The 14,881-nt window shown below is 65.7% G+C and carries 12 protein-coding genes; 4 read left to right on the plus strand and 8 right to left on the minus strand.

Translation table 11 applies throughout. The features are described from left to right. Positions 1–75 precede the first annotated feature (75 nt). Positions 76–852: an SDR family NAD(P)-dependent oxidoreductase gene (locus AB5K84_RS09515; RefSeq protein WP_011089984.1), complete on the plus strand. Its 777-nt coding sequence runs from the start codon at positions 76–78 to the stop codon at positions 850–852. Between the two features lie 190 nt (positions 853–1,042). On the opposite strand, the gene mdlC is transcribed toward AB5K84_RS09515, so the two are convergent. From mdlC to AB5K84_RS09535, 4 genes are all read right to left on the minus strand, one after another. Further along, positions 1,043–2,665 (minus strand): benzoylformate decarboxylase, encoded by a 1,623-nt coding sequence (mdlC, locus tag AB5K84_RS09520; RefSeq protein ID WP_011089983.1) that lies wholly within the window; start codon positions 2,663–2,665, stop codon positions 1,043–1,045. A 138-nt stretch (positions 2,666–2,803) separates the two neighbouring features. After that, the gene (locus AB5K84_RS09525) at positions 2,804–3,655 is read right to left on the minus strand and encodes an FAS1-like dehydratase domain-containing protein (RefSeq protein WP_011089982.1); all 852 of its coding nucleotides are present in this window, start codon (positions 3,653–3,655) and stop codon (positions 2,804–2,806) included. 15 nt (positions 3,656–3,670) lie between these two features. After that, positions 3,671–4,771, minus strand: coding sequence for a CaiB/BaiF CoA transferase family protein (locus tag AB5K84_RS09530; protein WP_038965471.1), 1,101 nt, complete (start codon positions 4,769–4,771; stop codon positions 3,671–3,673). A 10-nt stretch (positions 4,772–4,781) separates the two neighbouring features. After that, positions 4,782–5,951 (minus strand): acyl-CoA dehydrogenase family protein, encoded by a 1,170-nt coding sequence (locus AB5K84_RS09535; RefSeq protein WP_011089980.1) that lies wholly within the window; start codon positions 5,949–5,951, stop codon positions 4,782–4,784. A 125-nt stretch (positions 5,952–6,076) separates the two neighbouring features. On the opposite strand from AB5K84_RS09535, the gene AB5K84_RS09540 reads away from it, so the two are divergent. Beyond that, on the plus strand, positions 6,077–6,997 hold the full coding sequence (locus AB5K84_RS09540) for a LysR substrate-binding domain-containing protein (protein ID WP_011089979.1): 921 nt from the start codon (positions 6,077–6,079) through the stop codon (positions 6,995–6,997). A 235-nt stretch (positions 6,998–7,232) separates the two neighbouring features. On the opposite strand, the gene AB5K84_RS09545 is transcribed toward AB5K84_RS09540, so the two are convergent. After that, entirely contained in the window at positions 7,233–8,507 is a 1,275-nt protein-coding gene (locus AB5K84_RS09545; RefSeq protein ID WP_038965474.1) for a cytochrome P450, read from the minus strand. Positions 8,508–8,749: 242 nt separating this feature from the next. After that, positions 8,750–10,015 carry a cytochrome P450 gene (locus AB5K84_RS09550; RefSeq protein ID WP_028172947.1) on the minus strand — a complete coding sequence of 422 codons (1,266 nt, stop codon included), beginning with the start codon at positions 10,013–10,015 and terminating at the stop codon, positions 8,750–8,752. A 302-nt stretch (positions 10,016–10,317) separates the two neighbouring features. On the opposite strand from AB5K84_RS09550, the gene AB5K84_RS09555 reads away from it, so the two are divergent. Next, positions 10,318–11,472, plus strand: a complete 1,155-nt coding sequence (locus tag AB5K84_RS09555; protein ID WP_038965475.1) for a YjgN family protein — start codon at positions 10,318–10,320, stop codon at positions 11,470–11,472. Between the two features lie 3 nt (positions 11,473–11,475). Next, complete coding sequence (locus AB5K84_RS09560) at positions 11,476–12,585, plus strand: M48 family metallopeptidase (protein WP_011089975.1); 1,110 nt, start codon at positions 11,476–11,478, stop codon at positions 12,583–12,585. Positions 12,586–12,806: 221 nt separating this feature from the next. Here AB5K84_RS09560 and upp read toward each other — a convergent pair whose 3' ends face one another. Both upp and AB5K84_RS09570 read right to left on the minus strand, forming a co-directional pair. After that, positions 12,807–13,436, minus strand: a complete 630-nt coding sequence (upp, locus tag AB5K84_RS09565) for a uracil phosphoribosyltransferase (protein WP_011089974.1) — start codon at positions 13,434–13,436, stop codon at positions 12,807–12,809. A 201-nt stretch (positions 13,437–13,637) separates the two neighbouring features. Then, positions 13,638–14,876 (minus strand): URC4/urg3 family protein, encoded by a 1,239-nt coding sequence (locus tag AB5K84_RS09570; protein WP_011089973.1) that lies wholly within the window; start codon positions 14,874–14,876, stop codon positions 13,638–13,640. Positions 14,877–14,881: the final 5 nt, after the last annotated feature.

The raw sequence follows: 14,881 nt of genomic DNA on the forward strand, positions 1-14,881 counted from the left end.
CTTGACTCCCAGCATATAGTTGTATCATACAACTATATGCGTGCAGCGGCGCGCGCAAGCGTTTTGGAGTTGCCCATGAGCGGAACTTTGCCGGCTGGTCAGCGGATGAGGGGCAGGGTCTGCCTGGTGACGGGCGGCGGCAGCGGCATCGGCCGCGCCACCGCGCTACGGATGGCGTCCGAAGGCGCGGAAGCGCTCATCATTGCGGGCCGGCGCGAAGCCGAGATCGAGGCGACCGCCGCGGCGTGCCGCGAGATCGGCGCGGCCGCGATCGCGCTCAAGACCGACATCACGCGCGAGGACGACGTCGCGCGCCTCGTCGGAATCGCCGTCGAGCGTTGCGGCCGGCTCGATGTTGCCTTCAACAATGCCGGCTTCCAGGAGCGCCGCGCGCCGCTGGAAGAGCAGGGCACGGAGATCTACGACAGCGTGTTCGACACCAATGTCCGCGCGCTGTTCCTGTGCCTGCGCCATCAATTGCCGGCGATGCTGGCGCAAGGCCGCGGCAGCATCGTCGTCAATGCCTCCGTCAGCGGCGTGCGCAATCCCAATCCCGGCTTCTCGCTCTATTCGGCCTCGAAAGCCGCGGCGATCTCGCTGACGCGCTCAGCCGCCATGGAGAACGCCCCGCGCGGCATCCGCATCAACGCCATCGCCCCCGGCCGCGTCGTCACCGACATGATGCTGCGTGCCGGCGTCGGCGACGTCGCGACGGTAGCCGCAGGCCTGCCGTTGCGGCGGATGGGGAGCCCGGAGGAGGTGGCGGAAGCGGTGGTGTGGCTATCGTCCGACGCCGCGTCCTACGTGGTCGGGCACGTGCTGGCCGCGGACGGAGGATTCTTGGCGTCGTAGCCTTGCGGTGGTGACGCGACAAATTTGGTGTCGTCCCGGCCTAGTGCGCAATTGCGCACGGGGGCCGGGACCCATAACCCCAGGAAGGAGTTATGGTGCGACACTCCACTACGAGTCCTCGCCAAACTCCTGCTTGTGGGTATGGGCCCCGGCCTTCGCCGGGACGACGATGTGGATATCGCGCGCGTCCCTAATGCTTCTGCCCGTACAGCACCGGCACCGCCGAATCCACGATGACCTCGACGAGGCTCGTGCCCTCAAACGCCATCCCGCGCTTCAGCGTCTCGCCGAGCTCTGCCGCCCTGCTCACCCGCACCGCGTGGCAGCCCATGCCCTCCGCAAGCCGTACGAAATCGATGCCCGGCAGCTCCAGCCCGGGCACGTTCCGCACCTGCATCACCTGGCTGAACGAGCGCATCGCGCCGTAGCCGGAATTGTTGATGACGACGACGGTCAGCGGCAGCTTGCGTTGCGCGGCGGTCCACAGCGCCTGGATCGAATACATCGCCGAGCCGTCGCCGATCAGGCACACGGTGCGGCTCTTCGGCTTGCCGAGCGCCATGCCGACCGCGGCCGGCAGCGAGTAGCCGAGGCCGCCGCTCGACATGGTGTAAAAACTGTCCTGGCCGAGCATCGGCATGAACTTCTGCATCGCGGGCCGGTGCGAGGGCACCTCCTCGACCAGCGATGTGCCGTCCGGCATCGCCTGCGCCAGCGAATGCAGCAGGAATTCGACCGGCAGCGGATCGGCGGCCTGCGGCGCCGGCGGCAGCGTGCGGCCTTTGGGCGTCGCCCGTTTGCTCTCCGGCAGCAGGTCGAGCAGCAGGCTCAGCGCCGGCTTCATCGTGGCGACGATGCTGGTGCCGACCGGCGTCACGGCTGCGGCATCCGGATCATCCGTGATCTGGAAGATCGTCGCGCCGCCGTCGAAGATCGCGGCATGCCCTTCGACATGGAAGGTGAACACGGGGGCGCCGACCACGACGACGAGATCGTGCTCGCGCAGCGCGTCGGAGAGCTGCGCGGGTGAAGCGTGCAGGAAGCCGGCGAACTGCGGATGACGCTCGGGGAACGAGCAGCGCGCCGAGAACGGGCTGACCCAGACGGAAGCCTTGGCCTTCTCGGCGACGCGCACCATCAGATCGACCGCGCCGGCGCGGTCGACGCCGGGGCCGACGACGAGGGCAGGGTGCTTGGCTGAACCGAACGCCGCGACCAGCGCCTTCATCGCCTCCCGCTCGGGCCCGATCTCGCGGCTGACCTTGCGCGCCTCGACCGGCGCCGTGGCATGCGTCCAGTCGTCGATCGGGATCGAGACGAAGGTCGGCCCGCAGGGCGGCTGCATCGCGGTGTAATAGGCGCGCGCGATTGCGGCCGGCACGTCCTCGGGCCGCGCCGGCTCGACGCTGTATTTGACGTAGGGCCGCGGAAACTCCGACGCGCGCTCGGCATAGAGGAACGCCTGGAGCGGCAGGATCGAGCGCGCCTGCTGGCCCGCGGTGATCACGAGCGGCGTCTGGTTGCGGTGTGCTGTGTAGATGTTGCCGAGCGCGTTGCCGACGCCAGCCGCCGAATGCAGATTGACGAAGCCGGCATTGCGCGTCGCCTGCGCGTAGCCATCGGCCATGCCGACCGCGGAGGCTTCCTGGAGCGCCAGCACGTAGTCGATGTCGTCGGGCCAGTCGCTGAGGAACGGCAGTTCGGTCGAGCCGGGATTGCCGAACACCCTGTCGATGCCGAAGGCGCGCAGCAGGTCGATCGTGGCCTGCTTGACGGTGACGGACTTGCTGCCGGTCTTGCCGTTCTTGGACATGGTTTCCGTTCCCGCGTGCCTATTGTTTGGCTCGTCATTCCGGGGCGCGAAGCGAACCCGGAATCTCGAGATTCTCAGGTGCGCAATTGCGCACCATAGTTCGGTCCTGCGGACCGCCCCGGAATGACGGTGTATCTATCACCACACCGCCGTGCCCTTCATCGTCGGCTGCCCCTCGGCGTTCGCGGTCCACAGCTCCATGCTCTCGCCGCCGTCGTTGGCGTTGATGGAGAATTCGGTGCCCTCGAACAGCGGCTGAAGCCCGCGATAGGTAAACTTCTTCGGCGCCTTGCCGCCCCGCAATTTCGCCGCCATCTCGATGATGAGCGCCGCCTGCAGCGGGCCGTGGAAGATCAGGCCCGGATAGCCTTCGACCTTGGTGACGTAGTCGCGGTCGTAATGGATGCGGTGGCCGTTGAAGGTCAGCGCGGAATAGCGGAACAGCAGCACGGGATCGGAGACGTGGGTCTCGCGATGCTGCGCCTTCGGCGGCGGAGGCGGGGCCTTGGCGCCGGCGGGCGCGCCGCTCGTCATCTCGCGATAGACGATGTCCTGCCGCTCGCGGATGGCGACGCCGCGCGGCGAGGTCACGGTGTGCTCGACCGCGACGAAGCACAGCGTACCCGTCGATCCCGTCTTCACCGTGACGTCGGCAATGCGCGAGGTCCGCGTCGATTCATCGCCGACGCACAGCGGCTGCAGGAACTCGATCTCGCCGCCGGCCCACATCCGGCGCGGCAGCGGCACCGGCGGCAGGAAGCCGCCGCGGGTCGGGTGGCCGTCAGGGCCGAGCATCGACATCGGAAACACCGGCTGCGCCAGGCACCAGTGCACCGTGAACGGTGCGGCATCGCCCTTTTTGGGCTCGCCGACCTCCTGGAACAGCGTCGCGCGCAGGCCCATGACGAGCTGCGCGGTGACGATGTCGGTGGCCTCCGCGCTGCGGCCGATCCATTGCCGCAAGTGATCGATGTCGAGCTTCCCGGTCATGATGCCTCGCTCTTGTTATTTCTTGGATGGCCGTTCGCCGATGGCCGGCACGGCACCATAGCTGCGCGTTTCGCCGACGATGATCGGGGCCGGTGCGGGATAGCTGACGCGGCCGTTCGGCGTGTCCACCTCGATGCGGCGCAGATGCGGGTGGTTGGTGAGGTCGGCCATGGTGTTGACCTCGGCAAAGGCGATGTCGGCATCGGACAGCCGCTTCAGCAGTTCGTCGCGCGTCATCTTGCCGAAGGCATCGGCCACCGTCTTGTCGGTGAAATCGCGGTTGCGCACGCGCTCCACCATGTTGGCGACGCGCGGATCGGCCGGCAGGTCGGGCTGGTCAAGCACCTTCACGCAGAGCGTCTTCCACTCGCGCTCGCTCTGGATCGAGATCAGGATGTCCTTGCCGTCCTTCGAGGTGAACACGCCATAGGGTGCGATCGAGGGATGGCGCAGCCCCATGCGCTTCGGCGGATTGCCGGCCTCCGAGTTGAGCAGCGGCACGGTGCACCAGTCCGCCATGACGTCGAACATGGAGATGCGAATGTCTGCGCCCTTGCCGGTGCGCCCGCGCGCGATCAGCGCCTCCAGGATCGCCGCATGCGCGGTGGCGCCGGTCGCGACGTCGACAATGGACATGCCGACGCGCGAGGCGCCATCAGGGTTGCCGGTGATGGAGGCAAGCCCGCTCTCGGCCTGGATCAAGAGGTCATAGGCCTTGCGGTGCGCGTAGGGACCCTCGTCGCCATAGCCGGTGATCGTGCACGAGATCAGCGTCGGATAGTCCTTCAAGAGCCGCTCGCGCGAGAAGCCGAGCTTGTCCATCGAGCCCGGCTTGAGGTTCTGGATCAGCACGTCGGCGCTCGCGATCAGCTTCTCCAGTTCGGCGCAGCCTTCCTTGGTGGCGAGATCGACCACCGCCGACTGCTTGCCGCGGTTGAGCCAGACGAAATAGCTGCTCTGGCCCTTGGCCGCCGCGTCATAGCCGCGGGCGAAATCGCCTTCCGGCCGCTCGATCTTGATCACCTCCGCGCCGGCATCCGCCAGGCGCGAGGAGCAGAACGGCGCCGCCACCGCCTGCTCGACCGCAATCACCCTGATCCCGTCAAGTGCTCCCATGATTGCTGCCTCAGTACGAGCGGGGCATGCCGAGCACATGCTCGGCGACGTAGGACAGCACCAGATTGGTCGAGATCGGCGCCACCTGGTAGAGCCGCGTCTCGCGGAATTTGCGCTCGACGTCGTATTCCTCGGCAAAGCCGAAGCCGCCATGGGTCTGGATGCAGGCATTGGCCGCTTCCCAAGAGGCATCCGCCGCCAGCATCTTCGCCATGTTGGCTTCCGCGCCGCAGTCGAGCCCGGCCTCGTATTTGCGGGTGGCTTCCTTCACCATCAGCTCGGCCGCGCGCATCGAGGCGTAGGCTTTCGCGATCGGAAACTGGATGCCCTGGTTCTGGCCGATCGGCCGGCCGAAAACGCTGCGCTCCTTGGCATAGTTCGTGGCCTTGGCGATGAACCATTTGGCGTCGCCGACGCATTCGGCCGCGATCAGGATGCGCTCGGCATTCATGCCGGAGAGGATGTAGCGAAAGCCCTTGCCTTCCTCGCCGATCAGATTCTCCGCCGGCACCTTCATGTCGGTAAAGAACACTTCGGTGGTGGCGTGGTTCATCATGGTGCGGATCGGGCGGATCTCGAGGCCATTGTTCTTGGCCTCGCGCATGTCGACGATGAACACGGAAAGGCCGTCGGTGCGCTTCTTGACCTGCTCCTTCGGCGTGGTGCGCGCCAGCAGCACCATCAGGTCGGAATGCTCGGCGCGGCTGGTCCAGATCTTCTGGCCGTTGACGATGTAGCTGTCGTTGCCTTCCTTGCGCGCAAAGGTCTTCAGCGAGGAGGTGTCGGTGCCGCTGGTCGGCTCGGTGACGCCGAAGGCCTGCAGGCGCAATTCGCCGCTCGCGATCTTCGGCAGATATTTTGCCTTCTGCTCGGCATTGCCGTGCCGCAGCACCGTGCCCATCGTGTACATCTGGGCATGGCAGCCGCCGCCATTGCAGCCTGCGCGCTGGATCTCTTCGAGGATTGCGGCCGCCGCGGAAAGCTTCAGGCCCGCGCCGCCATATTCCTCGGGGATCAGCACCGAGAGATACCCGGCCTCGGTCAGCGCGTCGACGAAGGCCTTCGGATAGGCCATCTCGCGATCGAGCTTGCGCCAGTATTCGCCGGGAAACTGCGCGCAGAGCTTTGCGACGGCTTCGCGGATGTCGGCGTGATCTTCGCTGTGGTGTTCTTCACTCATGGCGTTTCCCAATTGTAGCGGCAGTTAAGATAACGCCGGCCGATCCTCTGGCGTTGTGAAAACAACGCCCGCCCCCTATGCTCATTTGCTATAGCGTATGGAGTAGCCTTCGAGGATTGGCAAGCATGGATTTCCGGCAGCTCAGGACCTTCAGTTGCGTGGCGGAGCTCGGCAGCCTCTCCAAGGCGTCCGACACGCTGCGCGTGGCGCAGCCGGCGCTCAGCCGCCAGATCAAGCTTCTGGAACACGAGCTGCGCATCGAACTGTTCACGCGCAACGGTCGCGGCATGGTGCTGACCGAGGCCGGGCGGCTTCTGCTCGCACGCACCTCCGGCATCGTGCGGCAGATCGACCAGATCCGCGACGACATCCAGTCGGCCAAGGGGCCGCCGTCCGGCCAGGTCGTGCTTGGCCTGGTTCCGACCGTGAGCTGCGTGCTGTCGGCGCGCTTCGCGCGGCGCTGCGTCGAGAAATTTCCCGGCATTTCGCTGCGCATTGTCGAGAGCTACAGCGGCCACCTGGTCGAATGGCTGCACCGCGGCGAGATGGATCTCGCCATCCTCTATGGCCGCTCGGCCGATCTGCATCTCAACGTGCAGAGCCTCGGCCGCGACAACATCGTCGCGGTCGGCCCGCGCGGCTGCGGCCTCGCGCGCAAGAAGAGCGTCGAGATCGGCTGGCTGCTCCGGCAGCGGCTGGTGCTGCCCAGTCATTCCCACGGCCTCCGTGCGTTGATCGAGCACGCCGCCGCCCAGCGCAAGATCAAGCTCAACGTCCAGCTCGAGGCGGATTCGTTTCGCGTGCTGACGAGCCTCGTGGAGGAGGGGCTCGGTTTCGCGCTGCTGCCGCCCTCGTCGGTCCACGGCGAGGTCGCGGACGGGCGGCTGGAAACCGCTGTCGTGTCCAGGCCGATGACGCGCGAGCTCATTTTCGCTTCTCCGATCGACCGCCCGGCCTCGACGGCCTCGCTGGCCATCACCGCGCTCCTGCGCGAGGAGGTCGCCGCCTGCCGCAAGGAAGGGGTGTGGGACATCAAGTTGAGTTAGATGCCGTGTCGTAGAACAGCCGCGCGCCATCTTGCCTTCGTATCTGGCGCGACCTGTCATGCCGGAATTTTATAGCTGGGCCAGGGGCCCGATCCTCATCCTGAGGAGCGCGTCTTCGCGCGTCTCGAAGGATGCAGGCCCGGCTCTCGGCCTCGCCCTTCGAGACGCGCGCGAAAGAGCGCGCTCCTCAGGGTGAGGGGATAAAGTCGAATGCGCCGCAAGGACGGCGTAATCGCTACCCCGGTATCCGCACCGGCAGCGACTCATACCCCTTGATGAAGCTCGAATAGATCCGCTTGGGCTCGCCAACCACCTCGATGCGGTCGAAGCGCTTCAGCATCTCCTCCCAGACGATCTTGAGCTGGAGTTCGGCGAGGCGCATGCCGACGCAGCGGTGGATGCCGAAGCCGAAGGAGAGGTGCGTGCGCGGCCGCGGGCGGTCGATGATGAACTCGTTCGGGCGGTCGATCGCCTCCTCGTCGCGGTTGCCGGAGACGTACCACATCACGACGCGGTCGCCTTTCTTGATCTGCTTGCCGCCAATCTCGGTATCCTGCAGAGCGGTGCGCCGCATATGGGCGAGCGGGGTCTGCCAGCGGATCACCTCCGGCACCATGGAGTCGATCAGCGCAGGGTTGGCGCGCAGCTTGTCGTATTGCTCGGGGTTCTCGTTCAGAGCCAGCACCGAGCCGGTCATGGTGTTGCGCGTGGTGTCGTTGCCGCCGACGATGAGCAGGATGATGTTGCCCATGAGGTTGTCGGGGTCCATGAAGCGCGTCGCGTCGTTATGGGCCATCAGGGACAACAGATCGTTGCGCGGGGCGGAGTTGACGCGCTCGTTCCACAGCTTGGACATGTAGGCGTAGCATTCGTCCATCTCGCGGCGGCGCTCTTCGGCCGAGGCGACGATGCCGCTCTTGGGCAGCGCGGTCGAGACGTCGGACCAGCGGGTCAGCTTGCGCCGTTCCTCCCAGGGGAAGTCGAACAGCGTCGCCAGCATCTGCGTCGTCAATTCGATCGAGACGCGCTCGACGAAGTTGAAGGTCTCGTTGCGCGGCAGGTTGTCGAGCACGGTCTGCGAGCGCTGGCGGATCAACTTTGCCAGCTCGTCCAGATGCGTCGGCGTGAACATCGGCGACACCGTCTTGCGCTGCGCCGAATGCCGGGGCTGGTCCATCGCGATGAAGCTCGGATAGTCGTAGCCTTCCGGCACGTCGCGGATCGAGATGCCGCCGAGCGTCGAGTCGGAGGAGAAGATGCCGTGGTTGGTGTCGACATGCATGATGTCGTTGTACTTCACCACCGACCAGTACGGCTCGATCGGCGCGTTGGTGCAGTAATGCACCGGCTCTTCCTTGCGCAGCCGCTCGAACCACGGCCACAGCGTGTCGTCCTGGAACAGCCTGGGGGCACCGGGGTGGAACTGCGCGAGCGGGGTCGCGTAGGCTTCCCCGCGCGCCCTGCGCATGCGTTCGGCCTTGTCCACTTTAACCGGCGTCTGGATGTTCATGGTCGTGGCTCCAGTTGTTTTTCTGACCTCTCCCGCTTGCGGGAGAGGCATAGGCCGCCTTCGGCGGCCGTCCACTTAGAACGCCGAGGCGCAGCCTCGGCTATGGCGTAGCGCCGGGTGAGGGCTCTTTCCTCTTGGGGGTTCTCGCCCGCGGAAACACCCCCACCCCAGCCCTCCCCCGCAAGCGGGAGAGGGGGCGCAGCTTCCTTGTGGATGTCGTTCACGCTCATCTTACTGCGAATCTACGCCGCAATCTTCACCGGCAAGGTTTCAAGTCCCTTTACGAAACTCGAATAGACCCGCTTGGGTTCGCCGACCACGTCGATATGATCGAAGCGCTTGAGGATCTCTTCCCAGATAATCTTGAGCTGGAGTTCGGCAAGCCGCAAGCCGACGCAGCGGTGGATGCCGAAGCCGAAGGACAGATGCGTGCGCGGGCGGGCGCGGTCGATGATGAAATCGTAGGGCTTCTCGATCGCCTCCTCGTCGCGGTTGCCCGAGACGTACCACATCACGACCTTATCACCTTTCTTGATCTGCTTGCCGCGGAACTCGAAGTCGGAGAGTGCGGTGCGGCGCATATGCGCCAGCGGCGTCTGCCAGCGGATCACTTCCGGCACGAAGCTGTCGAGCAGCGCCGGATTCTCGCGCAGCTTGCGATATTGCTCCGGATGCTGGCTCAGCGCGTAGATCGAGCCCGACATGGTGTTGCGGGTGGTGTCGTTGCCGCCGACGATCAAAAGGACGAGATTGCCGAGGAAGTTCTTCGCGTCCATGTCGCGCGTCGCCGCGCCATGCGCCATCATGGAAAGCAGGTCGCTCTTAGGAGGCTGTTCGATGCGCTCCTTCCACAGGCGCGCGAAATAGCCGGCGCATTCGGTCAACTCGGCCTGCCGCTCGTCTTCGGTGGCGACGAGGCCGTCGGGGCCGGGAATGGTGGTGGCGATATCCGACCAGCGCGTCAGCTTGCGGCGGTCCTCCCAGGGGAAGTCGAACAGCACCGCCAGCATCTGCGTGGTGAGCTCGATCGAGACGCGGTCGACCCAGTCGAACACCTCGCCGCGCGGCAGATTGTCGAGGCACTCGGCCGAGCGGGCGCGGATGTTGAGCGCGAGATTGTCCAGATGCGTCGGCGTGAACATCGGCGCGACGGTCTTGCGCTGTGCCGCATGGCGTGGCGGGTCCATCGAGATGAAGCTTTCGCGGCGCAGGTCGGGATCGATGTCGCGGATGGTGATGCCGCCGAGCGCGGAGGCCGAGGAGAATACCGAATGGTTGGTCTCGATCTCCATGATGTCGTTGTAGCGCGTCACCGACCAGTACGGCCCGAACATCGAGTCCTTGCAGTAGTGCACGGGGTCTTCACGGCGCAGGCGATCGAAATAGGGCCAGAACGTATCGGTCCTGAACAATTCAGGATCGCCGGGATCGAATTGCTCCAGCGGCAGTGACGTGGCGCGCTCGCGCAATGCATCGAGCTTTGCCGTGCTTTCGATGGTCCCGTGCATGACTGCTCTCCCTGACGTGAACCGCGCGTTCTCGTTGAATTCTGCGCTGCGGTATTTGATTTGCAATTACAGCCGGTTGTCTGCGTCGGGGCAAGGGCGAGTTTTGCCACATCCAACCTTTGCGTGAGCATCCGGGGCCTGTCACGTAGATGTGTCAACGTGATCCCCCGCACGCCGGCAGACCGGGAAACGTGCCAGAAACCGACTTGAATCGGGGTAAATCGAACCCGCCCGTCTTGGGGATCGACCAATCTCTGATCTATAGTTTGACCGCAACAGGCCAACATCCCGAGGTTGCCGCCGTGAACGACATGCAATGGGCCCCTATCGGCTCCGAGCCCGTCCCGCCGCCACTGCCGCCCACGCGCGTCGACTTCGCCGGAGACCGCTCCGTGTTCCGCAAAATGGTCACCAAGGGTGCCATGCTGGAGCTGGTCACTTTCGGCTTCTACCGGTTCTGGCTCGTCACCGACATCCGCCGTCACTTGTGGTCGAACACGTCGATCGACGGCGACGCCGCCGAATATACCGGCCGGGGCAAGGAGCTGTTGATCGGCTTTCTGTTCGCGCTGGCGATCCTCGTGCCGATCTATCTCGCCTATTTCCTCATCGGTATCGAGTTCGAGCGCTGGCAGGGCTTTGCCTCGACGCCGCTCTTCATCAGCTTTTATGCCTTCGGCCAGTTCGCGATTTTTCGCGCGCGGCGCTATCGCCTGACCCGCACGGTCTGGCGCGGCGTACGGTTCTGGATGGACGGCTCGGGCTGGGCCTATTCGTTCCGGGCCATGCTGTGGGGCCTGCTGGTGTTCCTGACGCTCGGCCTGGCGCTGCCCTGGCGCGAGGCTTCGCTCGAACGCTACAAGATGCAGCACACCCATTACGGTGATCTCTCCGGCGATTTCGAAGGCGATGGCTGGACGTTCTTCAAGCGCGGCTGGTGGCTCTGGCTGCTCAGCCCGATCGCGCTGGTCATCTTCCCGCTCGCCCCGTTCTTCTATGCCGAGTTCAAGGCGCGCGAATGGCGCTGGTGGTTGGACGGCATCCGCATCGGCGGCGTCAGCCTGTCCTCGGAGCTGCCGCATAACGCATTCTACGGCCTGTACTGGAAGGTGATCGGCTGGTGGATGCTGCTCTCGATCATCTTCGCCGCCTATCTCGGCGGTGCCACCATGCTCGTCGTCAAGCTGAGCGGCCTTCCGGTCGAGCAGGTGTTCGGCCCCGACAATACCGCCAAGAGCATTCCGATGCTGGCGATGATGGTCATCGGCTATTTCGCCCTGGCGCTTGCGATCAACATCATCATGCGGGTCTATCTTCAGCGCGATCTCTGGGCCAAGGTGCTGGAGACCGTCGAGGTGCATAACATCGGAGCCGCGGCGGACGTGCGCGGCAGCGGCGAGCTCGCCAGCGCGCTCGGCGAAGGCTTTGCCGATGGGCTCGATGTCGCGGGATTCTGATCTGTGAGTGAGTTGTCCACCGAGGCTCCGGCGCAGTCCGCAAAGCCGACGATCTACTTCGACGGCGTGTCGAGCCGCAGGCGGCAGGTGACGCTGACGCTCGGTGATGCGCTTGAGATCGTTGAAGAGGGCGCGACGCCCGTTCGCTGGGCCTATGCCGACATTCGGCGTGCCGACAGTCCGGCCGGTATCCTGCGTCTGGCCTCGACGTTCGCGCCGCCGCTGGCACGGCTGGAGATTCGCGATACTGCACTCGCGGCAGACGTGAGCGTCCGCTGCATGCGTCTCGACGAGCACCAGACTACGCGCCGCGGTATCGCGAAAATCGTCGGCTGGTCGGTGGCCGCCGCCGTCTCGATCGTCTGTGTCGTGCTGTTCGGCGTGCCGCTCGCTGCCGATCGCCTCGCGCCGCTGGTGCCGAAGCCGATCGAGCGCCGCATTGGCGATGCGTCCGAGGTCCAGGTGAAGACCATCTTCGGCGGCCGCACGTGCGAAGACCCCGCGGGCAAGGCCGCGTTCACAAAACTGGTCAACCGCTTGCGCGATGCCGCCGGCCTCGACGACGATTCCATGACCGCGGGCGTGCTGCCGACCTCGGTGCCGAACGCGTTCGCGCTGCCCGGCGGCAAGGTGTTCTTGCTGCAGGGCCTGCTCGACAGGGCCGAAAGCCCCGACGAGCTTGCCGGCATCCTCGCCCACGAGCTCGGCCATCTCAAGCATCACGACAACATGCGCGGCCTGATCTACAACGGGGGCACCTCGTTCCTGATCGGCCTGCTGTTCGGCGACGTCACCGGCTCATCCGCCGTGATCTTCGCCTCGCGCAGCGTGGTCGAGGCCTCCTATTCGCGCGAGGCCGAGACCGGCGCCGACACCTTCGCCATCGACATCATGCACGCGCTCGGCCGCTCGCCGAGGCCCTCGGCCGAGCTGATGTTCCGCATCACCGGCAAGGAAGGCGGCAGCGGTTTCACGATCCTGTCGAGCCACCCGCTGACCGAGGACCGTCTCGCCCGCATGACCAAGGAAGATCGTCCCGTCAGCGGCCCGCCGCTGCTGACAGATGCGGAGTGGCGGGCGCTGAAGGGCATTTGCGGCAGCGGGAAGATCTAGAGCGGATGGCTTTGAGTTGAATCGATTGGCCGCGGGCTCGTTCCAACCTCTCCCGCTTGCGGGAGAGGTCGGCGCGAAGCGCCGGGTGAGGGTTCTCTCCACACAGGGGTTCTCGCTTGCGGAGACACCCCCACCCCAGCCCTCCCCCGCAAGCGGGAGAGGGAGCGCAGCCCCTTCGTTGCTGCATCAAACCTAATCTCATCGTGCTTTAGGCTTCGCTCTTATCTCGTCCCGTAGGCGCGGTCGCCGGCGTCTCCGAGGCCCGGCAAAATAAAGCCGTTCTCGTCGAGACCTTCGTCCACCGCGGCCGTCCAGATCGGCACGTCCGGATGCAATCCGCGCAGCCGCTCCAACCCTTCCGGCGCGGCGATCAGGCAGGCGAGGCGAATGTCCTTGGCGCCGCGCTCCTTGAGCCGGTCGATGGCGGCCACGGCCGTGTTGGCGGTGGCGACCACCGGTGTCACCACGATCGCAAGCCGCTCGCCGAGATCGGACGGCGATTTGAAGAAATATTCGACCGCGGCAAAGCTGTGCGGCTCGCGGTAGAGCCCGATATGCGCGACGCGGGCGGTCGGCACCAGGTCCATCATGCCGTCGACGAAGGTGGTGCCGGCGCGCAGCATCGGCACGAACACCAGCTTCTTGCCGGCGATCTTGGCCGAGTGCATCGTCGCCAGCGGCGTCTCGATGACGGTGTCGGCGAGCGGCAGGTCGCGCGTCACCTCGTAGCACAGGAGCATGCCGATCTCCTTGATCAGCTCGCGAAACGACTTGGTCGAGATGGATTTGTCCCGCACCAGCGTCAGCTTGTGCTGCACCAGCGGATGATCGACGATCGTGACGCCTTCCATGTAACGCTCCTAACGAAATGCGCGTTGATTGAAATGCAACGAGCCGGCGCTTCTTCCTTCTCCCCTTGTGGGAGAAGGTGGCGCGAAGCGCCGGATGAGGGGTCTGTTTCAGCAAACTCCGGTGAGAGATGTGCCCGCAGAGACATACCCCTCACCCGGCTTCGCTCTCGCGAAGCCACCCTCTCCCACAGGGGGGGAGGGTCAGAAAACCGTGCCGTCGCTGATCACCTTGAGCGGCGGCGAACCGTCGGGACGGCGTGCGAAGGCGATGGCGCGGCCCGCGGCCCAGGTGCCGCCTTCCAGGATGCTGGCGAGCGGCAAGGTCTCAGGCGTGCGGCAGAGCTTGGTGCGAACCGGCTCGGCAAGACGATCCAGCAACGCGACGGTCAGCGCGCGCCATTCGACGACGAGCAGGGAATCCACCGCATGTGCGCGGTCGGCATCAGCGGCATCGCGCAGGCGCAGCACGTCGTGATCGACGAACAGGCCGCCATTGCGGTATTCGGCAAGTCCGGTCAGGCCGTCGATGTCGGTGACCGCGAAGCCGGCACGCTGGAGCGGCTCGATCAGCGAATAGCTCAGCCACTGCGACAGCTTGTGCAGAGGCACGAGGCCGGCGGTCGCATCATCCGCCTTGATCGCCGGATGGCGCCAGCAATCGCCGAGCGGAATCCCTGCAAGCTCCAGCCGCGATGGCCAGATCGGCCCGAGCTGGTTCAGCACCGCGGACAGGATCGCCGGCGCGGCGATGGCGCCGCCCACAGCCTGCGCCGCGATGTGGTCGAACAGGCCGCCGGGCCGCGGCGTATCGTGCAGGCCGAAAACCTCGGCGCGGTCCGCCACTTGCTTGCCCAGACGCCGCAGCAGATCCGTGCGTCCGTCGAGGCCGAGCAGCGGATTGGCGTCGCTGACCTGAAACGCAGAGGTGAGGGCGGCAAGCGGCAGTTTTGCGAGCACGTCGGCGTCGGCCCTGAACGGCGCGCGGGCATCGCTGGAGAAGAGCCCGCTTGCGAACATGTCGAGGCTCGCGATCGCAAGCCCCTCGGACCGGCCGATGCTTTCGCCCGTCACCGCGTCACGATAGCGCCAGGCAGCGCCGGCGCCGGCATCGAGCAGCACGCTGACGATGGCAAGGTCGAACTCCGCGCGCGCCCGCGCCGCGCGATCCGGCCACGACGAGGCGTCGGCAAGGCGCGCCCAGCGATCGGCGCCGCCGAGCACAAAATGCCGCCAGCGGGCGTGGAAGGGAACGTCCAGCGTCGGATAGGCTTTTCGCGTGACCGCGAGCACCGCGTCCGCAACGCCGTCCATGCGGTCGAGATCGATCGTGAAGTGGCTGAGCTCGCCCTTGAGGCCAAGCTCGAGCATCTGCCCGGCGCGCGCGCGAACCGCTGTTGCGGTGAGCAGCGAGCGGGCCTGTTGTTCTCCGGTGTCCGCCATCAATC

The sequence above is a fragment of the Bradyrhizobium sp. 1200_D9_N1_1 genome (genome assembly GCF_052075915.1).
Taxonomy (GTDB): domain Bacteria; phylum Pseudomonadota; class Alphaproteobacteria; order Rhizobiales; family Xanthobacteraceae; genus Bradyrhizobium; species Bradyrhizobium diazoefficiens.

Coding starts and splice junctions, on each gene's coding strand:
- AB5K84_RS09515 (WP_011089984.1), top strand. CDS start 76: ATGAGCGGAACTTTGCCGGCTGGTCAGCGGATGAGGGGCAGGGTCTGC.
- mdlC (WP_011089983.1), bottom strand. CDS start 2,665: ATGTCCAAGAACGGCAAGACCGGCAGCAAGTCCGTCACCGTCAAGCAG.
- AB5K84_RS09525 (WP_011089982.1), bottom strand. CDS start 3,655: ATGACCGGGAAGCTCGACATCGATCACTTGCGGCAATGGATCGGCCGC.
- AB5K84_RS09530 (WP_038965471.1), bottom strand. CDS start 4,771: ATGGGAGCACTTGACGGGATCAGGGTGATTGCGGTCGAGCAGGCGGTG.
- AB5K84_RS09535 (WP_011089980.1), bottom strand. CDS start 5,951: ATGAGTGAAGAACACCACAGCGAAGATCACGCCGACATCCGCGAAGCC.
- AB5K84_RS09540 (WP_011089979.1), top strand. CDS start 6,077: ATGGATTTCCGGCAGCTCAGGACCTTCAGTTGCGTGGCGGAGCTCGGC.
- AB5K84_RS09545 (WP_038965474.1), bottom strand. CDS start 8,507: ATGAACATCCAGACGCCGGTTAAAGTGGACAAGGCCGAACGCATGCGC.
- AB5K84_RS09550 (WP_028172947.1), bottom strand. CDS start 10,015: ATGCACGGGACCATCGAAAGCACGGCAAAGCTCGATGCATTGCGCGAG.
- upp (WP_011089974.1), bottom strand. CDS start 13,436: ATGGAAGGCGTCACGATCGTCGATCATCCGCTGGTGCAGCACAAGCTG.
- AB5K84_RS09570 (WP_011089973.1), bottom strand. CDS start 14,876: ATGGCGGACACCGGAGAACAACAGGCCCGCTCGCTGCTCACCGCAACA.